Genomic DNA, 22,340 nt, shown 5'->3' with positions numbered 1-22,340 from the left:
CAAGACTTCTGATGCTTTCCAGCGTCAGTGTCGACGCTAAATTGCAACTGAAGGATAGTATACCAGACACAAAATGCAAGCCCAAGTTGCGAGTTTTGCCATGTCAAATCAACTCTTAATCAGGTTGGATGGCGAGAGCGCAATTTTGGGTAGAATAATGATCGGCGTAATACTATGGACCGACCCCAGCGATAAACAGGCTGTTATATGGTGCGAAGATCACGGTGATTTGGCTTATCTTTCTGCGCCGAATAACGCACATCTTCCAGACCATTTTTTCGAGGTGGGCGATATGGTCGAGTTCGAGGTTTCGACCCAACGAAACCTGCGCCTCGCGCACAATACCAAACAGCTTGCGGCAACGTTCGGTTCGTCATTGACGAAAGTCCTGCACGCATCAACGAACATTGCTTCTGAAGAGCCCGGCGACAGTGCCAAGATCGTGCCGTTTCAAATTCCACCTACAAAAAAAACAACGCACGCCCCACCGACGATTCGACGTCGGCGCGTCTGAAACACCGATATTCGTCACCGGTCGCCTCTCCCCGGTGTCGCAACCAGAAAATTCTGGTCGAAAACGAACATACGTTCTGCATCGTGGCCCCTATGCTTTGGTATCAGCATTCGGAGGGCAGAATGGACCACACAGATCTCAGCGCCGTACGTCAACCCATCGCGCAAGCCAATGGATTACCGAACGCGCATTACATTGACCCGGATGTTTTTGCCAAAGAGAGCAGTGCCGTGCTGATGGCGGGATGGGCCGGATTGGCCGTAGCCGCCGATGTCCCGGAGCCCGGCGACGCAAAGCCAATGACCTTTATCGACATACCCCTTTTGCTGGTGCGCGACAAATCCGGTCAGGTTCGCGTTTTTCAGAACATCTGCCGTCATCGCGGCATGATTCTCGTGGACGCGCCCCGCAAGATCGAAGGGGCCATCCGCTGCCCCTATCACAGTTGGTGTTACTCGACGGAAGGGCGTTTGGTCTCCACCCCCCATGTGGGCGGGCCCGGCCAGAACACGGCCGACGGCATCGACCGCAGCCTTTTGGGCTTGATTGAAGTGCGCAGCCACATCTGGATGGATGTGGTGTGGATCAACATCTCGGGCGATGCGCCTGCATTCGACGTCGTGAATGCCGATCTGATTGCGCGCTGGTCGGAATTCGACAAACCGCTCTACCACGGCGGTGCCGACAGCCGTTTCCAACTGGACGTCAATTGCAACTGGAAACTTGCCGTCGAAAACTATTGCGAGAGCTATCACCTGCCCTGGGTGCATCCCGGATTGAACAGTTATTCCCGCCTCGAAGATCACTATCACATCGAAGCGCAGGGGCGGTTTTCCGGCCAGGGCACGTTGGTCTACCGTCAACTCAAAGATGACGCAGGCGCGACATTCCCTGATTTCGCAGACCTCAGCAACAAGTGGGACACGGCCGCCGAATATATCACGGCCTATCCCAATGTCCTGCTGGGGGTGCACCGCGATCACGCCTTTGCCATAATTCTGGTGCCTCAAGGACCGGGAAAGACCACCGAACACGTCCATCTGTATTACGCGAAACCAGACACGGACCCTGGGTTGCGCACCCGCAATACGGAGCAATGGAAACTGGTTTTCGAAGAAGACATCTTTGTCGTCGAAGGGATGCAACGCGGCCGTTATGCCCCGATGTTCGATGGCGGTCGCTTTTCGCCGGCCATGGACGGGCCGACGCACATGTTCCACGATTGGGTTGCGGGCCGGATGGCGGCGCACCGCGCACAGGCCCAAGCCGCTGAATGATGGAACTGGATGCGCGGTTACTGGATGCGCATGCGCGTGCTGACACCACGGCCCTTGTGACGCTTTACCAAGAGGCCGCTCAAGGGGCCACCAATGACGCCGCGCGTGGGTTCTATCTCACGCACGCGCATGTCTTTGCGCTTGAGCTTGGGCATCCTGACGCCCATGACTTGCGGTCCAAACTCGTGGCGATGGGCCGCGAAAGCCCGCTTTAGCGCGCCCCGTCGGCCATCTGGGCATAGATATGCCACGATGCATGTCCCAGCAATGGAAGCACGATCAGCAACCCCAGCAGCCCCGGCAAGATCGCGAGAAACAGCAGGACGACAATAACAACGGCCCAGCTGAGCATCTGCACAGGGTATTTGCGAACATGGCCCGCGCTGGTCAGGATCGCGGTCATATAGTCAACCTCACGCGCCAATAACAGCGGCAGACCCAAAACGCAGAACGCGTAGAGCACCATGGCAAACACGGCCCCGACGACCGATCCAAGACCCAGCATCATCAGTCCGTTTCCGGTCAGAAACACGTCATAGGACGATGTTATATTGACCATCGGGCGCAGCCCCAGAAAAAGGGCAAAAATCATATGCCCGAGGAAAAACCAAAAGAGCAATGCCACGACGATCATCATCGACAGCCAGGGCAATTGGCGTAACCGCTCGGCCCAGAGCCGCGCGGCCACATCACCCAGCTTGACGCTTTCGCCTGCTCCGATCCTGCGCGACACCTCATATGTGCCAAGCGCGCAGAGCGGTGCGATCAAGGGAAAGCCGAACACCGCCAGGATCAGCCAGAATGTATTCCCGGCCCACACCGTTATCCCGGCAAGCGCCCATCCCGCCAGAACGGCGCCCACGCCCGCGATCAGGCCAAAGGCGGGGGCGGCCATGAAATCCGACCATCCGGCACGCAAGGCCCGTCCAATGAAGCCGGGAAGTGGCGCGCCAATGGGCGGCACTCCGGGCGGAAAAGCATGTTCGATATGTTCTATGGTTGTCATGTCGGTACCTTCGGAGATCTCATTCTAGGCCAATGCGTCGCCTGATGCCAGCGTTCCGCCAATTGCAGCAGCTTGGCATCCGCGCCCCGTCGCCCGATCAGTTGCAACCCCATGGGAAGATCATCCGGCCCGCCGAATCCCACAGGAACGCTGATGGCAGGCAGACCAATCAAGCTCGCGGGCACAACCACCTCCATCCAGCGGTGATAGGTGTCCATCTGAACCCCATTGATCTCGCGGGGCCAATCCAGCGTCACATCAAAGGGCCACATCTGCGCCGAGGGCAGCGCCAGAACATCGTAGGTTTCAAAAAGCGTCGCCGCCGTTTTGAACCAGTCAGATCGGACGACACTGGCCTTATGCACATCCATCGCACGCAGGCTCAGACCCTTTTCGATTTCCCATAGGACATTGGCATTCAATTGCCCGCGCATTCTCTCGTCCGCATAAAGCGGGCTCATGTGGCCCGCGAGGAAAAAACTGCGCAACGTGATCCACGACCGCCACATCGCGTCTAGATCAAACGGGGCCGACAGCACGTCCACCCGCTGGCCTTGCGCTTCCATTGACGTCAGTGCAGCGGCACACAAGTCGATCACACCCGGCTCCATCGCAAATGCGCCGCCCCAATCACCAAGCCAAGCGATGCGCAAGCCTGTCAGGTCGCCATGCATTTGCGGCAGGCTGGGTGCGTGGGCCGCAACATTTGGCTGGCGCGGGTCAGGTCCTGCCATTGTGTCCAGCATCGCTGCCAGATCACGCGGGCTACGCGCCATCGGTCCGTTGGTGGCAATCTCTTGCAGAAACGTGTCGCCGCGCGGTTCCGACGGGACCACCCCATGACTGGGTCGCAATCCATAAACATTGTTCCATGCCGCCGGGTTGCGCAACGACCCCATGATATCCGATCCATCCGCCACGCAGGTCATGCCGGTCGCCAATGCAACCCCCGCGCCCCCCGATGATCCACCGGCACTGCGCGACGTGTCATATGGATTTCGGGTCGCGCCAAAAACGGGATTTACAGAATGCGATCCCAGCCCGAACTCAGGTACATTCGTTTTGCCAATGACAATGGCACCGGCGGCGCGCAGTCGCCCTACGGCAATATCGTCGTGCTCCGCCACCTGCCCCAGCAACAAGGGCGAGCCTTTGCAGGTCTGCAAACCCTTGGCATTGCCCGTTTCCTTGATCGCAATGGGAATTCCGTGCAGCCAGCCCTTGGACGGCGTTTTATCCGCCTCCGCAGCTTCGGCCATCACCGCGTCATCATCGCACAGCGAAACGATCGCATTCACCGCGCCATTCCACGTGGCAATACGCGCAAGCGTTGCCTGCATGACCTCAACTGCACTCACCTCTCCTGCGGCCAAAGCAGCGCTCAGAACCAGTGCATCCGTTTCGCAAATTTCCATGGCCGAACTGAACGCAATCCGGGAACGCGGCGCAAGCGATTTTCGAACCAGTGTCTTCTCTGTTCCAAAAAATCCCGGGGGACGTCCGCAGGACGGGGGGCTGGCCCCCTGCCCGGTTTCAGAACGCGAACCGCATGCGGATCAAGCAACCAACAGCCTGAAACGTTTAGCTCGCCTGCGCGTCCGCACGGCTCTTGCCGCTCACATCCATGGCCAGCGTGGCCGCCATCAACCCGTCCAGATCTCCGTCCAAGACACCTTTGGTATCGGATGTCTCATAATTGGTCCGCAGATCCTTTACCATCTGGTAGGGCTGCAACACATAAGACCGGATCTGATTGCCCCAGCCCGCATCGCCCTTGTTTTCATGCATCTCGTTGACGGCCGCATTGCGACGATCCAACTCCATTTGATACAGGCGGGACTTCAACGCCTTCATCGCAATATCACGGTTCTGGTGTTGCGATTTTTCCGAACTGGTCACCACGATCCCTGTGGGCGCATGGGTGATGCGCACGGCCGAATCCGTGGTGTTGACGTGCTGACCACCCGCACCGGAGGAACGGTACGTGTCGATGCGGATATCCGCAGGGTTCACCTCAATCTCGATATTGTCGTCCACAACCGGATAGACCCCGACAGAGGTAAAGGACGTGTGGCGCTTGGCAGCACTGTCAAAGGGGCTGATCCGAACAAGGCGGTGCACACCGGATTCCGATTTCATCCAGCCATAGGCATTCGGACCACTGATCTTGTAGGTGGCGGATTTGATGCCCGCCTCTTCACCCGCACTCTCGGATTGCAACTCGACCTTGTATCCCTTTTTCTCGGCCCACCGCACATACATGCGCGCCAGCATCGCGGCCCAGTCGCAGCTTTCCGTCCCGCCGGCACCTGAATTGATCTCAAGAAAGGTGTCATTGCCATCCGCCTCGCCATCCAACAAGGCTTCAAGCTCTTTTTGGGCTGCGGTGACAGCGAGGGTTTTCAGTGCCTCTTCGGCTTCAGTCACCACTTCGACGTCCTCTTCCATCTCACCCAACTCGATCAACTCGACATTGTCCGCCAACTCGCTTTTGATGCGTGCATGGGTGTCCATCGCATCGACCAGCATCTGGCGATCCCGCATCAACTGTTGCGCCGCGGTCGGATCATCCCAAAGGTTGGGATCCTCCACCCGGGCGTTGAATTCTTCAAGGCGATGCGACGCGGTTTCGACATCCAGACGCTGGGCCAACAGCGCTATGGATTTTTCAATCTCCGCCACGATGTTCTGAATTTCTGCGCGCATGACAATCCGGCCTCTCGAGGGTTGGAATAGAGGTGATAAACCAGCCCCCCACCCGCTTCAAGGGACCCTGCCACGCAGGTGTTCACGGCGAACAAGCTCGCGCGACTAAATCGGTCCGCTACCGCAAGAATGCAAGCCCAAAGACAGGAGGCGGCACGGAACGGGACGGCGGGCGGGGCGCCTTTCCGGGCCCATGAGGGCCGGAAACAGCGCCGTACGTCGTCAATACAAGCCACCCGAACTCAGTGTCCCGAAATTCGCCTTGGGGCCGACAACCGCCTTTTTGCCGGTCGACGTGGTCACCTGACGCCCCGAGACATTCGCCTCTTCAAAAAGCGGCAGGTCCGCCCCCATCGCAAAGCCACCATCGAACATCACGCCAAAGACTGGCTCTTCGCCGTCCCGAAAATACTCGGCCACTACGGTGTCGCCGGATGCATCATCCCCAAGTCGCGCACCGGTAAAACGGTCGATCTTGATGAAACGTCCGCCCGGAGGCACTGCAAAGTCTCCGCCGCCAAACTTGCCCACGGCCTCTTCCATGAACTCGGTAAAGACCGGGCCACACATACCGCCCCCCGTCGCACCTCTGCCCATAGGGCGTGGCTGGTCGTAGCCAATGTAGCAGCCCGCCGCGATATTGCTGGAAAATCCGATAAACCACACGTCCTTCGCCTCATTGGTCGTGCCCGTTTTACCCGCGATCGGAACCGGCAGGTTCACGGTGCGCGCCGCAGTTCCGCGTTGCACAACACCCTCCATCATGGACGTCAGCTGATAAGCCGTAATCGGGTCCATAATTTGTTCGCGATTGGACACAATACGCGGACCAAAGCCTGAATCGAGACTGACAAGTTGGGTGCAATCGGTGCAGGTGCGCTGGTCATGGCGATAGACGGTGCGGCCAAAGCGGTCTTGCACCCGGTCCACCAAAGTCGGCTCGACACGCTCGCCGCCGTTGGCGAACATCGCATAGGCCGATACCATCTGATAGAGCGTCGTTTCTTCTGAGCCCAGCGAGTTGGCGAGGAACCGGCCCATATCATCATAAACACCAAAGCGCTCGGCATAGTCGGCTACGACATCCATACCGATCTCTTGCGCGAGGCGGATTGTCATCAGGTTCCGAGATTGCTCGATGCCCGTGCGCAAAGGCGTCGGACCATAGAACTTGTTGGAATAATTGCGCGGCCGCCACAGGCCCTGCGGCGTGTTGATCTCGATCGGCGCGTCCACGACGATTGTCGCGGGCGAATAGCCGCTGTCCAGTGCTGCGGCATACACAAACGGCTTGAACGATGATCCCGGCTGTCGCTTGGCCTGTGTGGCCCGGTTGAAAACAGAGTGTTGATAGCTGAACCCGCCCTGCATGGCGATCACGCGACCGGTATCCACATCCATCGCGACAAAAGCACCCTGAACGCGGGGCACCTGCCGCAAGGTCCAGCGAATGAAAGATCCATCGCTGTCGGACGTCATGGCGCGCACATGGACAACGTCACCAACTTCAAAATTGTCGGCAAAGCTGCCCCTGGCCCAACTGATGTCATCACGCGGCACCAACGGAGTGGCCTCGGTGTCACTCCAGTCCTCGATTCCGAGGCGCAATTGATCGCCCCCCACTTCGAGAACGACCGCAGGCCGCCATAGTCCTTCCAGATCGATATCCCGCGCGACCGTAACGCCCGCCAAAGCCTCTTGCCAGTTCTCAAGCTGTTCCGCTTTCAGCTTCTTGCCGGTCCCGCGCCAAATCCCCTGATTTCGGTCATAGGCTTCCAGCTGCCGACGCAAAGCGCGGGCGGCTATGGGCTGCATTTCGGCGTCGATCGTGGCGCGCACGGTGTAGCCGCCGGTAAAAAATTCGCCCTCGCCAAAATCTTCGCTCAACTGGCGGCGAATCTCGTCGGTGAAGTAATCCCGCGGCGGTAATTCACCGCGAAAGCTGTCGAAATCGCCGTTCTGTACAGAGCGCAGCGGCATGTTGAGTTCGGTCTGATAAGTATCCTGATCGAGATAACCGTTTTCCATCATCTCCTTGAGCACGAAATTACGGCGGGCCAACAATCGATCCTTGCGGCGTACCGGATGATAGTCGGACGGTGCTTTGGGCAAGGAGGCCAGAAAGGCGGCCTCATGCGGTGCCAGTTCATCCAGGGTCTTGTTGAAATAGGTCTGGCTGGCCGCCGCCACACCATAGGAGTTCTGGCCCAGAAAAATCTCGTTCATATAGAGTTCGAGGATCTTTTCCTTGCTCAGCGCCTCCTCGACACGGGCGGCCAGAATGATCTCCTTGATCTTGCGCTCTGCCTGCCGATCGCCGGACAGCAAAAAGTTCTTCATCACCTGCTGGGTGATCGTCGAGGCCCCGCGCACGTCCTGCCCCCGTGATTTCACCGCATCGAAACCAGCCGCCGCGATACCGCGCAGGTCGTAACCTTCGTGGGTGTAAAAATTCTTGTCCTCGGCGCTGATAAACGCCTCTTTGACCATGTTGGGGATCGTATCGGCGGGCGCGAACAGGCGACGTTCCTGAGCAAATTCGTCGATGATCTGTCCCTCGCCGGAATAGATACGGCTGATGGTGGCGGGTTGGTACTGCGCCAGCGATTCGTGGCTGGGCAGATCGCGGCCATAGACCCACAGCACCGCGCCGATGGACAAGGCGACCATAGCGATGCTCATCGTGACCATCGTGAAAATCCCGCCAAAGAAGGATAAGATAAACCGGAACATGCCCACTCGTACCTGTATAAACTCGGTTGTTTTGCCCATCACATATACGCCACGCAACGAGGGCCGTCAAAACCCCTGCTCGGCGTGATCTCGCAGACGTTACCGGCGCACCAGCGGGCGTGTGGCCAGATCCTCATCGCGCCAGCGCAAGATCCCTGCCGCCAGCGCCTCGACCATCACAGCCCGCCAGACAGGATCGCGTAAATTCGCCAGATCGCGCGCATCGGACAAAAACCCGACCTCGACCAGAACCGAAGGAATATCGGCGCTTTTCAGTACGGAAAACGCGGCTTCGCGCTTGGGCCTGCGGTTCATTGGCCCGCCTGCGGCATCCATTTCCGCGATCAGCGCCGACGCCAGAGTGTCCGACCGGGGCTGCGTTTCCGTGCGCGCAAGGTCCATCAACACGCTGGCCACTTCGTCGTCTGTTCCGCTCAGATCGACGCCTGCAAGGATATCGGAGCGGTCATGCTGTTCGGCCAATTGCGCCGAGGCTGCGTCACTTGCATCATCAGACAACGTATACACCGTGGCCCCACGCGCCTGCCCCTGGCTCAGCGAATCTGCATGCAATGATATGAACATGTCCGCCTGCACCTGATGGGCCAGCGCCACCCGTCCCGGCAAGGATACGAATTCATCCCGGTCGCGCGTCATGACCACGTCCACCTCACCGGTGCGGCGCAACGCATCGCGCAGGGCTAATCCGACATCCAGCATCAGGTTCTTTTCGTTGGTGCTGCCCCGTTCCGCGCCCGGATCCACACCGCCATGCCCCGGATCAATGACCACCACAAACCTGTCTTCGACGGGTGCGGGCGGCGGGGCGGCGGCGGACGTTCCCCACCCCGGATCACCGGGCGGGATCGCGCGGGCGGCAAACGCCTCTGCACTTGCGTCCTTCAAGACGATACTCAGCATCGCGCGACCATTTGTCGTGTCCACCGGCATCCCGATCTGGTCCGGCAACATCGGCGCGCTCAGGTCTGCGACAAGGCGCGACCAACCCGGTTTGAACGCCCCGAAACGGACCTCCGTGATGCGGCCCGGATCAGGCAGCAGCGCGTCAGCCGTGACACCGCTGAAATCCACTTCGCGAAAGTCGACGACCAGCCGTGCCGGGTCATCCAACGTGAATACGCGGTATGGCACACCCTGGCTCAGCGACAACTCCAGCGTGGCACCACCGAACCAGCCGTCGGCAATGCGGCTCTCGTCCGGAATGACGCGCGCCAGACCCGACAGATCCTGGGCGGCCGCCGCCATCGCGGTCCACCATATCATCAGTCCAAGAAAGATCGCCCGCATCGCCCTGCCCTTTTTTGCACAGCATAGGCCATCGCGGCGGGGGCGGGAATCCCTTGCAGCACTGCGAGGACCTAAAATCTGTGTCAGCGCGCCGCCATGAAATCGGTGAGGCGCTGCAAGCCCTCGGCAATGTCTTCGGTGCTGCGCGCGTAGGAAAACCGCAAGGTCCGGTGCCCGCGCACCGGATCGAAATCAAGTCCCGGCGTAACGGCCACACCTGCCTTTTCAAGGATTTCTGCTGCAAAGGCGCGGCTGTCATCGGTCAGGTCCGACACATCCGCATAAACATAAAACGCGCCATCCGGTGGCGCGATCCGGTCAAAGCCCGCCCGTGGCAACCCCTCCAGCATCAAGGCGCGGTTGGCGCGGTAAACGTCCATATTCGCCTCAAGCTCCGGCGTGGCGTCCATCGCTGCCAGTGCCACGACTTGACTGGCATGAGAGGGGCAGATGAACATGTTCTGGGCAATCCGTTCGACAACGCGCACATGTTCTTCGGGCACGACCATCCAGCCAACGCGCCAGCCGGTCATGGAAAAATACTTGGAAAAGGAGTTGATCACATAGACATCGTCGCTGACCTCAAGCGCCGAGACCGCCTTGGCCTCATATTCGATGCCGTGATAAATCTCGTCGCTGATAAAGCTGGCCCCTGCCCCTTGGGTCGCCTCGACCAACGCGCGCATTGCGGGCAGGTTCAGCATCGTGCCGCTGGGGTTGGCAGGCGACGCCACCAGAAGCCCCGCCAGATCGAGGTCAGCAAAGTTATCGGGTACAGGCTGCAAACGGTTCTTGTCCGACGTGGGCAAATCAACCGGCTGAAATCCAAGAGCACGCAGAATCTGCCGGTAGCTCGGATAGCCCGGTGCGCCGATGCCCACCCGGTCGCCGCTATCAAAAAGCGCATTGAACGCCAACAGGAATCCGCCCGAGGCACCAGAGGTGACCACAACCCGCTCCGGGTTCAGATCCAGATCGTACCACTCGCCGTAAAGCCGCGCGATGCGGGCGCGCAGCGCGGGAAGACCGAGGGCGACGGTATACCCCAATGGGCCGTCCGCCATCGCCGCGCTCAAGGCTTGAGTGGCCGCTTTGGGTGCACCGGTGCCTGGCTGACCCACCTCCATGTGGATGATATGGCGACCCGCGGCTTCCGCTGCGCGGGCGGCTTCCATGACATCCATCACAATAAAGGGATCAACGTTGCTGCGGCTTGAGGTTCGCATGGGTTCTCCTATGATCGATTGATGGTCTTTCATACGCTGACACTTCTGTCGTCAATCCTCTTCGTCATGCTGACACAGGCTCGGCCTGCGCGAGCGGTGACGTTTCAGAAGCACGCGGCGCTTGACCAAAAACGTGCAAAGGGTCCCTTTGCGGCAAAGCGCAGGGCCTTGGCAACGCACGACAGATATGGTCATTGCCTTTAAACACGCCGTAAAACACAAGAACCGGAGATACCAAATGTTTCGCAAACTGACTGCCCTTATTCTTGCGTGCGGCATTGCACTGCCCGCGATGGCGCTGGACCTGACCGAAATGTCCGACGAAGAACGGTCGATTTTCCGAGATGAAGTCCGCTCCTACCTGATGGACAATCCCGAAGTGATCATGGAAGCGGTTGCCGTGCTGGAGCAACGCCAGCAACAAGCGCAGGTGCAGGCGGATGAATCTCTGGTCACGGACAACGCAGACGAAATCTTTGACGATGGGTTCAGCTTTGTCGGCGGCAATCCGGATGGCGATATCACGCTGGTCGAGTTCCTCGATTACCGCTGCGGATATTGCAAACGGGCCCATGGAGAAGTGGCGAAGCTTCTGGAAACAGACGGAAATATCCGCCTGATCGTCAAGGAATTTCCGATACTGGGCGAGCAGTCTCTGCTGGCGTCGCGTTTTGCCATTGCGACCAAGCAAGTCGCGGGTTCCGAAGCCTATAAAGGGATTGCGGACGCGTTGATGACGCTGGACGGAGAGGTGAACATCCGCAATCTGCGTCGTCTGGCCTCGACCTTCGGCCTCGATGCAGACGCGATAGAAGCGCAGATGGACAGCCCCGAGGTCACTCAGGAGATCGCCGCCACCCGCGCACTGGCGCAGCGTTTGAAAATCACCGGCACGCCGACATTTGTGATGCAGGATGAGCTTTTGCGCGGCTATCTGCCTTATGATCAGATGCAAGCCCTGGTTGATGAAAAGCGCGGTTAACGGCCCCGATACACATCACGCCCACGTTCATGGTATGATGCGAGCGCAGTGTCCCAATCGGGCACTGCGTCCGCCTCGAACCCATAAACACGTCCGGTCGCAAAGCCCGGAAATCGCCGCATAGCCCGCGCATGGCGAGGCGAACGCAGATAGGCCAGCATATCGGACTTCGCCTCCCACGCGCTCAACGTATGATGCACGCCGTCAACCGTGCGGCCGTCCGCCATGATATTGCCCGGTGCGCCTTTGGCAGCCGCCATTGACGGGACAGCGTGGCGCCAGAACAGCGGTTGGTACAACAACCGTCGCACGCGTAACCCAGTGACAGAAACGTACACGCGGGATCTACTCTGCCGCTTGCGACGCTTCCGCGAGCGCAATGGCATCCAATTCGGCGGCCTTCTTTTCAACCTGTTCAACGATGTGCTCGACCATCGCGTCATTGTCGAGTTTGTGGCTTTGCTTGCCCGCCAGATAGACCATGCCGGACCCGTTGCCGCCGCCGGTAAAGCCGACATCAGTCATCAGCGCCTCGCCCGGTCCGTTTACCACACAACCAATGATGCTCAGGCTCATCGGGGTTTTGATATGGGCCAGACGGTCTTCCAACGTCTCGACGGTCTTGATCACGTTAAAGCCCTGACGCGCGCAAGACGGGCATGAGATGATGTTCACACCGCGGTGGCGCAAGCCCAGAGATTTCAGGATTTCATAACCAACCTTGACCTCTTCGACCGGGTCGGCCGAGAGCGACACGCGGATGGTATCGCCGATCCCCATCCACAAAAGCTGGCCCAGCCCTATGGCGGACTTGATGGTGCCGGAAGTCAGGCCGCCGGCCTCGGTGATCCCGAGGTGAATGGGCGCGTCGGTTGCTTCGGCAAGCTGTTGATAGGCGGCTGCGGCCATGAACACATCGGACGCCTTGCAGCTGATCTTGAACTCGTGAAAGTCGTTGTCTTGCAGGATCTTGATGTGATCGAGGCCGCTTTCCACCATCGCATCCGGTGTCGGCTCGCCGTATTTGTCAAGCAGGTGCTTTTCGAGGCTGCCCGCGTTCACGCCAATCCGGATCGAACAGTTGTTGTCCCGCGCCGCCTTGATGACCTCTTTGACACGCGCCTCGCTGCCGATATTGCCCGGATTGATGCGCAGACAGGCGGCGCCTGCTTCGGCGGCTTCGATCCCGCGTTTATAGTGAAAATGGATGTCGGCCACCAATGGCACCGGGCTTTCGCGCACGATTTCCTTGAGGGCTTTGGACGATCCTTCGTCCGGGACAGAGACGCGCACGATGTCGGCCCCGGCCTCTGCTGCGGCCTGAATCTGTTCGATCGTCGCCTTGGCATCTGTGGTCAAAGTGTTGGTCATGGTCTGGACCGTGATCGGAGCATCGCCGCCCACGGGCACGTTGCCCACCATGATCTGGCGGCTTTCCCGGCGGTAGATATTGCGCCACGGACGAATGTGGTTCAGCGACATATGGGCCACCTTGTTCAGGGTATAAGTTGTAAATCAGGATAGACAGTTCAGGCAAACCCGGCAATGGGGTGCGTCAGCGAATTCGGTGTCTTCTCAGTCGGAGCTGACTTGCACGGCCGCCGCCTTGGCCTCGGCGTAGCGCACAAGACCTTCGTCAGTGTCAATATCCACCGGCAGATAGGTTTCCTGCAGGCCCGCGATCTCAAGCGGCAGATTCGAGGTTACCTGACCCGGCAACCCCACGGGGCCATAGAACTTGTCGTTCATCGCAAAATAGATCGCGCCGCTTTCGCCTGCGCGCAGCGTCGGCGGCTCTTCGGTCAACGGTGCTTCCCATGTGTCACCGGGTTGCATCGTCCCCTCATAGATCACAGTGCCATCCGCAGCCCGAACCCGGACCCAGGCCGTGCGCACGGCCACCATCTGCAATTTGGGCGCGGGTTCTTCGACGACGCGAGGCACGGGCTGAACCGTATCAAAGGAAGGTGATTGCGTCGGAAGCCCTGCAAAGAGCGGCGCGTCCAGTGTCGGGGATGCGAAGCTCGCATTATCACGCGGATCGAGAGTTGCGATGGGCGCATCGCGGGCCACGAGTACCGGCAAATCCAGCGCTTGAGGGCGATACAAACGGTCCAGCGCATCGGCCCGCGGCGTATTGATCGCGGGACCCGTTGCTTCATCCGGGCGCAGGGCGACACCGCTCAACGGATCAAGATCAGACAAAACGACCGGCGTCTGATCAACCGGCGCCACCTGGACCCGCTGTACTTCCTGCAAGACGGAGTATCCGCCAAAACCGATCGCACCGATCAGCGCCAGCAGCACCAATGAAGACCCGATGGCACGGGGTTCGATATGCGCAAACATCCCTTCACCAGCGGGAATAAAGGGCGTCGCGGAGGAATTGAAAATATCGGCTGTCTGTCCCTTGCTCAAACGTTCTTCGCGCGTCGATTTCTTGACCACGGACGCCTTTGCGGACATGCCGTGTGCAACCGCGAACCCGCTCTCCTGGCAAAATGTCGCAAAGGTCTGATCGGGGTCCATGTTGAGATATCGGGCATAGGACCGCACGTACCCCGCGATAAAGCCGGGCGTGTCGAATGCATCAGGGTCAGAGGCTTCGATTGCGGCGATATAGCTGGCTTTTATGCGCAATTCACGCTGCACATCCAGCAGCGACTTGCCCAAGGTAGCCCGCTCACCACGCATGATGTCTCCGAGCTTCAGCTCGAAGTCGTCAAAGCTCTTTCGCTCGACTTTCACACCTGTAATGGTTGTATCGGCTTTTCGTCCGATCATATTGCCGCTGCCTCATCTGCACAAACGTTAACGAACCGCTCCCACACGATTCGCCCCGTCGTTGTTCTTTATCAGAGGATACCACAAGGCAACGTGAATACCACGCTTTCGTGGCTCAGCCGACGTCCTCGGCGCGATTCAGCGCACAATGCGACCAGAGCGCATCCATCGCATACACAAGCGCATCCATTTCCCTTGGCCCGTGCACCGGCGACGGCGTAAATCGCAAACGTTCCGTGCCGCGTGGCACGGTCGGATAGTTGATCGGCTGCACGTAAATGCCGTGATCTTCCAGCAGCATATCGCTGAGTGCCTTGGTGTGAACCGGGTCGCCCACCATCACCGGCACGATGTGGCTGCCATGATCGATGATCGGCAATCCCATGCCCTTCAGGCGCAACTTCAACGCCTTGGCCTGTGCCTGATGATCGGCGCGCAGGTTTTCAGCCGTTTTGAGAAACGCAACGGAGGCCGAAGCCCCGGCTGCAATTGCAGGCGGCAGTGACGTGGTAAAGATGAACCCCGGCGCATAGGAACGCACGGCATCGCACATCTTGGCAGAGGCCGCGATATAACCGCCCATCACTCCGTAGGCCTTGGCCAAGGTTCCGTTGATGATGTCGATCCGGTCCATCAAACCGTCACGTTCCGCGACACCGCCCCCGCGCGGGCCATACATGCCAACGGCGTGCACCTCATCGATATATGTCAGGGCGCCAAACTCATCCGCGAGGTCGCAAATTTCGGCAATCGGACCAAAGTCTCCATCCATGGAATAGATCGATTCAAAGGCAATTACCTTGGGGGCCGCCGGATCATCGGCGGCCAGAAGTTCCCGCAAATGGTCTACATCATTGTGCCGGAAAATGCGCTTGGCTCCGCCATTGCGGCGCACCCCTTCGATCATCGACGCATGGTTCAGCGCGTCCGAATAGATGATCAGACCCGGGAACAGCTTGGGCAGCGTGCTCAGCGTGGCATCGTTGGCAATATAGGCGCTGGTAAACAGCAGGGCCGCTTCCTTGGCGTGCAAATCCGCCAGCTCCGCCTCAAGCCGCTTATGATAGACCGTGGTGCCTGAAATGTTCCGCGTTCCGCCCGAACCTGCGCCGGTTGCATCAAGCGCCTCGTGCATCGCACTTAAAACAATCGGATTTTGCCCCATGCCCAGATAATCATTGCCACACCAAACGGTGATCGGCGCTTGCGCGCCGTCGGCTTTGGTCCAAGTGGCGTGGGGGAATTGACCTTTGCTGCGCTCAATATCGATGAATGTCCGATACCGCCCTTCGTCGTGAAGGCGTTGCAGGGCGTTTTCAAGTTCAGCGGTATAATCCACGCGGAGCTCCATCTTTAGCGAATTTCAGGTCTGGCGCGGACCCGAAGGGCATTTTTGTTACACTTATAGACCGCACCAAGGCCTTTCAATGCAAAACACCTGCGCGTCCTGTCGCAGGGGCACGGTGTCACGACCAGCTAACAGGCAGATTAGGTGCGCCACCTTGATCTAACGCAAACAACAGCCCGCAATGGCACTGGACACGCGACGTGCAGGGCGTAGTCTCTGCCCGGCCAGATAATAGGAGCCTCCGATGACCCTCGACGCCGTCCTCGCGCGTATAGACGCCGACCTGCCGCACTCCACAGACCGGCTGCTGGAGTTGTTGCGCATACCATCGATCTCGACGGACCCCGCGTTCAGGGATCACTGTCAGACCGCCGCTGACTGGTTGGTCGCCGATCTGGCCAGCCTCGGCGTGACCGCGGAAAAACGCGCGACTCCGGGACACCCGATGGTGGTGGGGCATGCGGACGGCGACGGCCCGCATCTCTTGTTCTACGGTCATTATGACGTGCAACCTGTCGACCCGTTGGACCTCTGGGACCGCGATCCGTTCGACCCCGAAATTCAGGACACTCCCAAAGGCAAGGTGATCCGGGCGCGCGGCGCGAATGACGACAAAGGCCAGCTTATGACCTTTCTCGAAGCCTGCCGGGCGTGGAAGGCCGAGTACGGCACCCTGCCCTGTCGCATCACCTTTTTCTTCGAGGGTGAGGAGGAATGCGGATCTCCCTCCCTCGTCCCGTTCATGCAGGAAAACAAGGCTGAATTGAAATCCGATCTGGTGTTGATCTGCGACACGGCCATGTTCGAATCGCGCGTGCCGTCCATCGTCACGATGCTGCGCGGGCTGCTGGGCGAAGAATTGACGATCACCGGCCCAGACATGGACCTCCATTCCGGCTTTTTCGGCGGCATGGCGATGAACCCGATCCGGGTTTTGACAAAAATCCTCGGCGATCTGCACGACGAAACAGGCCGGGTCACGGTACCGGGATTTTACGACGGCGTGCCCGAACTGCCCGACGCGATCCGGCAGCAATGGCAAGGATTGGCCTTTGACCACGGAACTTTCCTTGGCGACGTCGGCCTGTCCCTGCCCGCAGGCGAACAGGACCGCACGCCCGTCGAAATGATGTGGTCGCGGCCCACCTGTGACATCAACGGTATCTGGGGTGGCTATACTGGCGAAGGCTTCAAAACCGTTATTCCCTCCAAGGCACATGCCAAGATCTCCTTCCGGCTGGTCGGCGATCAGGATCCCCAAAAAATCCGCGAAAGCTTTCGCGCTATGGTGCAAGACGCGCTGCCCGCCGATTGCAAGGTCGCGTTCAAGGATCACAGCGCAGGTCCGGCTTCGATCACGGAAACCAACGATCCCGCATTCGAGGCCGCCCGCGCCGCTCTCACCCAGGAGTGGGGCATCGCTGCGGCGTATGTCGGCTGCGGTGGCTCAATCCCCATTGCCGGATACTTCCAGGACATCATCGGCACCACGCCCATGCTGGTGGGCTTTGGCAAAGACGACGACCAGATCCATTCTCCCAACGAAAAATACGACATGGAGAGCTTTCACAAAGGCATCCGCAGCTGGGCCCGCATTCTCGACGCGTTGACAGAGCGACGGCCAACATAACAACTCGGCCCGTTTTCTCTGTTCAAGAAAATCCCGGGGAGCGAGGGGCTGGCCCCTCGCTCCCGAAATCCAAAAAAGGGCACGGACATGTCAGACCATGCACAAGTCAACGGCCAAACCATCGCCCACACTGTCACGGGCAACGGCCCCCCTGTTTTGTTGTTGCATGGCTTTCCTCAAAACCAGGCGATGTGGCACGCAATCGCGCCTAAACTGGCTGATGATTTCACGGTCGTGACGGCAGACCTGCGTGGCTATGGCGCGAGCTCCAAACCAGAGCGTATGGAAGACATGAGCTTTCGCCAGATGGCCGCCGATCAGGTGGCTTTGATGGCACATCTCGGCTTTGATCGCTTTCACCTTATAGGCCATGATCGCGGCGCGCGCACGGCGCACCGGTTGGTCCTCGACACGCCAGAAACCGTGATGTCTCTGACCCTGATGGATATCGTGCCCACGCACCTGCTGCTCGATGACCTGACACAAGACGTCGCCCGCGCGTATTATCATTGGTTTTTTCTGGCTCAACCCGCCCCTTTCCCCGAAACATTGATCGGCCATGACCCGGACGCCTATTTCGAAAACTGCCTTGCAGGCTGGGGTGGCGGGATGGACGGATTCGATTCCGTGGCTCTGGGAGCCTACCGTGCAGCATGGCGCTATCCCGATTGCATCCGCGCCATGTGCAATGACTACCGGGCCGCGATTGACGTGGATTTCGCGCTGGATGCCCAAGACCTCGATCGCACGGTCAACGTCCCGGCACTGGTTCTCTTCGGCGCCGACGGTGTCATGGGCAAAGCCTATGATGTGGCCGGCACATGGGCCAATCGGCTGGACAATATGCAAAGCACCGCCGTGCCCGGCGGTCATTTCTTTCCTGACACACATCCGGACGCCACCGTACATGCCCTGCTGGATTTTCTGAAATCGGAATAGGTTCAACGCGTCTCCTGAAACGCGTCTCCTGAAGCGTTCCCAACGATACAGTATTCAAATTAAACCGACAAATCGCTCTGGCAAAAGATACTGCGTGCCATAATCAGGCCGATCAAACTGATAATATCCGGTATCGCCGCGTGGCTTGAACGTCCGGTGCATTTTGCGCCGAATGGGCCGCATATCAAAGCCATCCACCATCTCGAGATCGGCAAAGGCCGCAAAGACGGCACGATCTTCGCCGCGCGCCTGCGCAAACCAATGACGGCCTATGGCCGCCTCCTTCGAAGTCGCCTGCACGTCCGCCGTCACCTGATTGCGATGATCCATAACGCCCACATAGGTGTTAAAATCGCAAAATTTCAGGTGCATCAGATACAGGTCATCCGGGGTGAAAAGCTTGCTGCCTTGGGTAAAATGCCCGCCCCGTGCAATTTTGACGGGCGCCGAAACGATGCAAGGTTTGGAATAATGCGGCGCGGGACGCACATGGCGACGCGGGCCGACAATCCTGTCCGAAATGGGTTCATTTTCCACATCGATACGGTGAATGATTTCCAGCCCCACCGGGGTCAGTACGCGGCCATCCGGTGTTGCGTCCAGAAACTCCAGCAACGTCCCGTCCGTGTTCGGGTCAAGGATCACCAACTCATCCACATCCCCGACAATGATATGACGATAATACCGGCGCAGACCGCCTACGATATTGTTGAGCAGACCCCACCGTTTTACATCGAAGTTCTTGTGCGGATCGCCCGGAATTCCGATGATATTGCAGCCTTCGGCCAAGGCGGCCACCTCTGCCCCGCGCCCGTGGTTCACGATATAGCAATTCTCACGCCCGAACATCTCACCGTAGTGGCGCAGCCACGCCTTGAGGAAAAATGCGTCATCTCGCACCATGGTGACGGCGGCCACTGTCTGCATCTGATATGAATCCTGCTCAGGGTCTTGTTTACGTACACTCTACCGCAACGAACCTGCCGAAAGAATCGTTAATTTGCCGCAAAGGCGTATCATGTTTCTGCCCTCCACCTTTGCCGATGACGGCCTTTATATCTCACGAACGGGTCACGCCCCCATCACACGGTATCAGGTGCTGGGCGAACGGTCTTCGGGCACCAATTTCGTGAAACGATTGCTGGGACGAAACAGCAAACTGGCACCGTCCGAGGCCTTGGGATGGAAGCACGGATTTGTGCATATGACCGCTGTCCCACAGGATATGGCCGTGATCTGCGTGGTGCGCAGTGCGGACACATGGGCCGCGTCGATGTTCTCAAAACCCTGGCATACAACGCCTGAAATGCAGGTCCTGACCTTTTCGGACTTCATCCGCGCCGAATGGACAACCATCATCGACAGGCCACGTTATTTCGGTGAATTGGTCCAAAGCAACAGCATCGGCATGCCATTGCAACACGACCGTGACCCCATGAGCGGAAAATGCTTTGACAACCTGTTTGCCTTGCGGCGGTCAAAATTGACCTCGCTCTGCAGCCTCCTGAACAGAGACTGCACTTGTATATTCATCAGGATGGAAACCGCGCAGTCCGAACCGGAAGCAACACGAGACGCCATACTCAGAGGTTTGGATCTGCCGCCACACGATGCCCCTTTCAGACCTGTCTTCAAACGGCTTGGATCAAAATTCAAACCTGCAGTCTCTGAACGTCCCCCCTTGCCGACGTCCTGGAACTTGGATGACCTTGAATTCCTCAAGTCGCAAATCGATCCCGCGCAGGAAGAAGCGCTCGGCTATACCTATACCTGATAGTCTCTTCGGTGCAAAAAACCTGGGAGTTGCAATAATCGCTTCAACGATCCCAGCGGTAATGTTAACGGCGAGCGCTTCGCTCACATAGACATTTGACCGCTACGCGACTGCAAACACGTCATATTCCGACGCGTAAAATGGCGCATACCGCTACTGTTGCCTTGCACCGTTTGATCCAGATGCGCCCGGAAAATGACACGTTTTCCGATCCGTTTTCCGTGCCGGAAAACATCGCCTTACGCCAATCGCGCGACCAGCTTCCGCATAAAGGCATGGCCAGCTTCAAATTGAGCGACGGTTATGAACTCGTTGGGTTGATGCGCCTGGGCAATATCGCCCGGCCCACACACAACCGCAGAATAGCCCGCGGCTTGAAACTGTCCCGCTTCCGTGCCGTAGCTCACCACGTGGCTGGCATTGTCGCCGGTGATCTGACGCACCAGCGCTTCGGCCACCCCATCCGTTTCAGGCTTCAACGGGGGCACTTCAAACCGCGGTTTGATCTCGACACGGGCGTCCGGATGAACCGCCTGCATCCCGGCCTCGATCACCGCCACATGATCCAGATAGGCTTGTTTCAAGGCGACCACGTCGTCGCCGGGTACAGCTCGAAAATCCATCGAGAACCGGCAGTCTTTGGCCGTGATGTTATGGGCCGTGCCGCCCGACACCTGTCCCACATGCCACGTCGTCACGGGAGGTTCGAACATCGCGCCCAGTGCTGTCGGCTCTGACGCGAAGGCCTCCGCGTTGCGCTGGTTGGCAAAATCAATGATCTTCGCCCCTTCGAGAATGGCGCTGACCCCGGTGTGCATCAGAGAGGAATGCACCTCGAATCCAATGACATGGGTGTCAAACCCCTGCCCGCCCTTATGGCCGGTCACCGCCTGCATCATCGATGGCTCGCCCACGATCACGGGCCCGCCCTTGGGCACCACGCCTTGCATGGCCGCGATCATCGGTGGCGCACCAAGGCATCCGATCTCTTCGTCAAAGCTGAAGGCCAATTGCACCGGGGTCGATACCCCCGCGTAATGTGCCTCAACCAAAGCCCAAAGCGCCAGCGCATCAAAACCCTTCATGTCGCAGGTTCCGCGCCCGAAATACTTGCCATCCCGCTCGGCCACAACAAACGGATCCGTGTCCCATGGCTGGCCGTCCACCGGCACCACGTCCGTGTGCCCGGACAGCACCACGGCCCCCTCCACATCGGGGCCCACATGGGCAAACAGCGCCGCTTTGGGTTGGTCCGGGTGATAATAGCGATGCGCAGTGATTCCATGACCGTTCAAATAGTCCTCGACCCAATCCACCAAAGGCAGATTGGTGTCGCGGCTCACAGTTGGAAAGCTGATGAGTTTCGTCATCAACTCCAGCGGAGAAAGGCGTTGCGTCACAGTCTGTATCCTCCTGACACGGTGAGAACCTCACCCGTCATAAACGCGGCTTGGTCGCTTGCCAAAAAACAAACCACCGCCGCAATGTCTTCTGGCGTCCCAAGGCGACCCAGCGCCGTTTCACCGATAAAAAGCTGTCTAAGCTCTGCGCTGCGTGGCGCATCCTCGACGTCAATTGCCCCCGGGGCAACCCCGTTTACACGAATGCCGCGCGGCCCGAGTTCTTTGGCCATGCCGCGCGTCCATAGCTCAAGTGCCGCCTTGCTGGCCCCAAACAGGCTCGCGCCGCGGGGCGGCAATACCGCGTTGACCGAAGAAATATTGATCACCGCGCTGCCCGCCGCCAGATGTGGCAGAGCTGCTGCCAACAGGCCATGCGGCGCAAGCACATTGACATCAAACATCGCCCGGTAAGCCTCATATTCGACGCTTTCCAAAGAGGACGGCGCAACCGTTCCTGCATTGTTGACCACCAGATCAATCCGCCCGAACCGGTCCAGAACGCGCCTTACAACTGCGCCATGGGTCTTTACATCGGCCAGATCGGCTTCGATGCACAACATATCGACCGGCAGACCTGTGGGCGCCGTCGTGCGGTGGGTGATCGCAACCGAATGATCGCGGGACAAGGCAAGCGCAATCGCGCGCCCGATACCACGGGCGCCGCCGGTAACGAGAGCAACCTTTTGCGCAATCGGATTCGTCACGTGGCG

Annotated in this window: 20 protein-coding genes; 7 read left to right on the top strand and 13 right to left on the bottom strand. The window is 58.9% G+C overall.

Features of this window, described 5'->3' with window-relative positions:
- Positions 1–100: 100 nt before the first annotated feature.
- From LC354_RS07280 to LC354_RS07270, 3 genes are all read left to right on the top strand, one after another.
- Positions 101–514 (top strand): hypothetical protein, encoded by a 414-nt coding sequence (locus tag LC354_RS07280; protein ID WP_223422465.1) that lies wholly within the window; start codon positions 101–103, stop codon positions 512–514.
- A 122-nt stretch (positions 515–636) separates the two neighbouring features.
- Positions 637–1,791 carry an aromatic ring-hydroxylating oxygenase subunit alpha gene (locus tag LC354_RS07275; protein ID WP_223422463.1) on the top strand — a complete coding sequence of 385 codons (1,155 nt, stop codon included), beginning with the start codon at positions 637–639 and terminating at the stop codon, positions 1,789–1,791.
- Positions 1,788–2,006 (top strand): hypothetical protein, encoded by a 219-nt coding sequence (locus tag LC354_RS07270; RefSeq protein WP_317849276.1) that lies wholly within the window; start codon positions 1,788–1,790, stop codon positions 2,004–2,006. The genes LC354_RS07275 and LC354_RS07270 overlap by 4 nt, the downstream gene beginning before the upstream one ends.
- Here LC354_RS07270 and LC354_RS07265 read toward each other — a convergent pair.
- From LC354_RS07265 to LC354_RS07240, 6 genes are all read right to left on the bottom strand, one after another.
- Positions 2,003–2,797 carry a DUF2189 domain-containing protein gene (locus tag LC354_RS07265; protein ID WP_223422462.1) on the bottom strand — a complete coding sequence of 265 codons (795 nt, stop codon included), beginning with the start codon at positions 2,795–2,797 and terminating at the stop codon, positions 2,003–2,005. The genes LC354_RS07270 and LC354_RS07265 overlap by 4 nt on opposite strands.
- Positions 2,794–4,212, bottom strand: a complete 1,419-nt coding sequence (locus tag LC354_RS07260) for an amidase (protein ID WP_223422460.1) — start codon at positions 4,210–4,212, stop codon at positions 2,794–2,796. The genes LC354_RS07265 and LC354_RS07260 overlap by 4 nt, the downstream gene beginning before the upstream one ends.
- Positions 4,213–4,378: 166 nt before the next feature.
- A complete protein-coding gene (gene prfB, locus LC354_RS07255) occupies positions 4,379–5,503 on the bottom strand; it encodes a peptide chain release factor 2 (RefSeq protein ID WP_223422458.1) in 1,125 nt (374 codons plus the stop codon).
- A gap of 222 nt (positions 5,504–5,725) precedes the next feature.
- Positions 5,726–8,236, bottom strand: a complete 2,511-nt coding sequence (locus tag LC354_RS07250) for a penicillin-binding protein 1A (protein WP_223422457.1) — start codon at positions 8,234–8,236, stop codon at positions 5,726–5,728.
- Positions 8,237–8,335: 99 nt separating this feature from the next.
- Positions 8,336–9,544, bottom strand: a complete 1,209-nt coding sequence (locus LC354_RS07245) for an N-acetylmuramoyl-L-alanine amidase (protein WP_223422455.1) — start codon at positions 9,542–9,544, stop codon at positions 8,336–8,338.
- A gap of 83 nt (positions 9,545–9,627) precedes the next feature.
- Positions 9,628–10,770 carry a pyridoxal phosphate-dependent aminotransferase gene (locus LC354_RS07240; protein ID WP_223422453.1) on the bottom strand — a complete coding sequence of 381 codons (1,143 nt, stop codon included), beginning with the start codon at positions 10,768–10,770 and terminating at the stop codon, positions 9,628–9,630.
- A 238-nt stretch (positions 10,771–11,008) separates the two neighbouring features.
- Here LC354_RS07240 and LC354_RS07235 point away from each other — a divergent pair, with 238 nt between their 5' ends.
- Entirely contained in the window at positions 11,009–11,752 is a 744-nt protein-coding gene (locus LC354_RS07235; RefSeq protein WP_223422452.1) for a DsbA family protein, read from the top strand.
- On the opposite strand, the gene LC354_RS07230 is transcribed toward LC354_RS07235, so the two are convergent.
- The 4 genes from LC354_RS07230 to hemA form a co-directional block, all read right to left on the bottom strand.
- Positions 11,749–12,063, bottom strand: a complete 315-nt coding sequence (locus LC354_RS07230; protein WP_223422450.1) for a hypothetical protein — start codon at positions 12,061–12,063, stop codon at positions 11,749–11,751. The genes LC354_RS07235 and LC354_RS07230 overlap by 4 nt on opposite strands.
- A 34-nt stretch (positions 12,064–12,097) precedes the next feature.
- Entirely contained in the window at positions 12,098–13,234 is a 1,137-nt protein-coding gene (gene ispG / locus LC354_RS07225; RefSeq protein ID WP_223422448.1) for a flavodoxin-dependent (E)-4-hydroxy-3-methylbut-2-enyl-diphosphate synthase, read from the bottom strand.
- Between the two features lie 93 nt (positions 13,235–13,327).
- Positions 13,328–14,536: a helix-turn-helix domain-containing protein gene (locus LC354_RS07220; RefSeq protein WP_223422446.1), complete on the bottom strand. Its 1,209-nt coding sequence runs from the start codon at positions 14,534–14,536 to the stop codon at positions 13,328–13,330.
- Between the two features lie 115 nt (positions 14,537–14,651).
- Entirely contained in the window at positions 14,652–15,887 is a 1,236-nt protein-coding gene (gene hemA / locus LC354_RS07215; RefSeq protein ID WP_223422444.1) for a 5-aminolevulinate synthase, read from the bottom strand.
- Between the two features lie 241 nt (positions 15,888–16,128).
- Here hemA and LC354_RS07210 point away from each other — a divergent pair, with 241 nt between their 5' ends.
- Both LC354_RS07210 and LC354_RS07205 read left to right on the top strand, forming a co-directional pair.
- The gene (locus LC354_RS07210; protein ID WP_223422443.1) at positions 16,129–17,514 is read left to right on the top strand and encodes a M20/M25/M40 family metallo-hydrolase; all 1,386 of its coding nucleotides are present in this window, start codon (positions 16,129–16,131) and stop codon (positions 17,512–17,514) included.
- 87 nt (positions 17,515–17,601) lie between these two features.
- Positions 17,602–18,453: an alpha/beta fold hydrolase gene (locus tag LC354_RS07205; protein WP_223422441.1), complete on the top strand. Its 852-nt coding sequence runs from the start codon at positions 17,602–17,604 to the stop codon at positions 18,451–18,453.
- 54 nt (positions 18,454–18,507) lie between these two features.
- Here LC354_RS07205 and LC354_RS07200 read toward each other — a convergent pair whose 3' ends face one another.
- Complete coding sequence (locus tag LC354_RS07200) at positions 18,508–19,380, bottom strand: glycosyltransferase family 2 protein (protein ID WP_223422439.1); 873 nt, start codon at positions 19,378–19,380, stop codon at positions 18,508–18,510.
- A gap of 91 nt (positions 19,381–19,471) precedes the next feature.
- On the opposite strand from LC354_RS07200, the gene LC354_RS07195 reads away from it, so the two are divergent.
- Positions 19,472–20,227: a hypothetical protein gene (locus LC354_RS07195; protein ID WP_223422437.1), complete on the top strand. Its 756-nt coding sequence runs from the start codon at positions 19,472–19,474 to the stop codon at positions 20,225–20,227.
- 239 nt (positions 20,228–20,466) lie between these two features.
- Here the strand turns inward: LC354_RS07195 and argE are convergent, their stop codons facing one another.
- Both argE and LC354_RS07185 read right to left on the bottom strand, forming a co-directional pair.
- Entirely contained in the window at positions 20,467–21,627 is a 1,161-nt protein-coding gene (gene argE / locus LC354_RS07190) for an acetylornithine deacetylase (RefSeq protein ID WP_223422436.1), read from the bottom strand.
- Positions 21,624–22,334 carry an SDR family NAD(P)-dependent oxidoreductase gene (locus tag LC354_RS07185; protein WP_223422434.1) on the bottom strand — a complete coding sequence of 237 codons (711 nt, stop codon included), beginning with the start codon at positions 22,332–22,334 and terminating at the stop codon, positions 21,624–21,626. The genes argE and LC354_RS07185 overlap by 4 nt, the downstream gene beginning before the upstream one ends.
- Positions 22,335–22,340: the final 6 nt, after the last annotated feature.

The organism is Tateyamaria pelophila (genome assembly GCF_019966495.1).
In the GTDB taxonomy this organism is placed as follows: Bacteria; Pseudomonadota; Alphaproteobacteria; order Rhodobacterales; family Rhodobacteraceae; genus Tateyamaria; species Tateyamaria pelophila.
Note: the sequence above shows the minus strand (reverse complement) of the source record. Positions and strands in the feature narration are given on the sequence as shown.

Excerpts from the sequence above, each read along its gene's own strand:
- LC354_RS07280 (WP_223422465.1), top strand. The coding sequence starts at position 101 with ATGTCAAATCAACTCTTAATCAGGTTGGATGGCGAGAGCGCAATTTTG.
- LC354_RS07275 (WP_223422463.1), top strand. The coding sequence starts at position 637 with ATGGACCACACAGATCTCAGCGCCGTACGTCAACCCATCGCGCAAGCC.
- LC354_RS07270 (WP_317849276.1), top strand. The coding sequence starts at position 1,788 with ATGATGGAACTGGATGCGCGGTTACTGGATGCGCATGCGCGTGCTGAC.
- LC354_RS07265 (WP_223422462.1), bottom strand. The coding sequence starts at position 2,797 with ATGACAACCATAGAACATATCGAACATGCTTTTCCGCCCGGAGTGCCG.
- LC354_RS07260 (WP_223422460.1), bottom strand. The coding sequence starts at position 4,212 with ATGGAAATTTGCGAAACGGATGCACTGGTTCTGAGCGCTGCTTTGGCC.
- prfB (WP_223422458.1), bottom strand. The coding sequence starts at position 5,503 with ATGCGCGCAGAAATTCAGAACATCGTGGCGGAGATTGAAAAATCCATA.
- LC354_RS07250 (WP_223422457.1), bottom strand. The coding sequence starts at position 8,236 with ATGTTCCGGTTTATCTTATCCTTCTTTGGCGGGATTTTCACGATGGTC.
- LC354_RS07245 (WP_223422455.1), bottom strand. The coding sequence starts at position 9,544 with ATGCGGGCGATCTTTCTTGGACTGATGATATGGTGGACCGCGATGGCG.
- LC354_RS07240 (WP_223422453.1), bottom strand. The coding sequence starts at position 10,770 with ATGCGAACCTCAAGCCGCAGCAACGTTGATCCCTTTATTGTGATGGAT.
- LC354_RS07235 (WP_223422452.1), top strand. The coding sequence starts at position 11,009 with ATGTTTCGCAAACTGACTGCCCTTATTCTTGCGTGCGGCATTGCACTG.
- ispG (WP_223422448.1), bottom strand. The coding sequence starts at position 13,234 with ATGTCGCTGAACCACATTCGTCCGTGGCGCAATATCTACCGCCGGGAA.
- LC354_RS07220 (WP_223422446.1), bottom strand. The coding sequence starts at position 14,536 with ATGATCGGACGAAAAGCCGATACAACCATTACAGGTGTGAAAGTCGAG.
- hemA (WP_223422444.1), bottom strand. The coding sequence starts at position 15,887 with ATGGAGCTCCGCGTGGATTATACCGCTGAACTTGAAAACGCCCTGCAA.
- LC354_RS07210 (WP_223422443.1), top strand. The coding sequence starts at position 16,129 with ATGACCCTCGACGCCGTCCTCGCGCGTATAGACGCCGACCTGCCGCAC.
- LC354_RS07205 (WP_223422441.1), top strand. The coding sequence starts at position 17,602 with ATGTCAGACCATGCACAAGTCAACGGCCAAACCATCGCCCACACTGTC.
- LC354_RS07200 (WP_223422439.1), bottom strand. The coding sequence starts at position 19,380 with ATGCAGACAGTGGCCGCCGTCACCATGGTGCGAGATGACGCATTTTTC.
- LC354_RS07195 (WP_223422437.1), top strand. The coding sequence starts at position 19,472 with ATGTTTCTGCCCTCCACCTTTGCCGATGACGGCCTTTATATCTCACGA.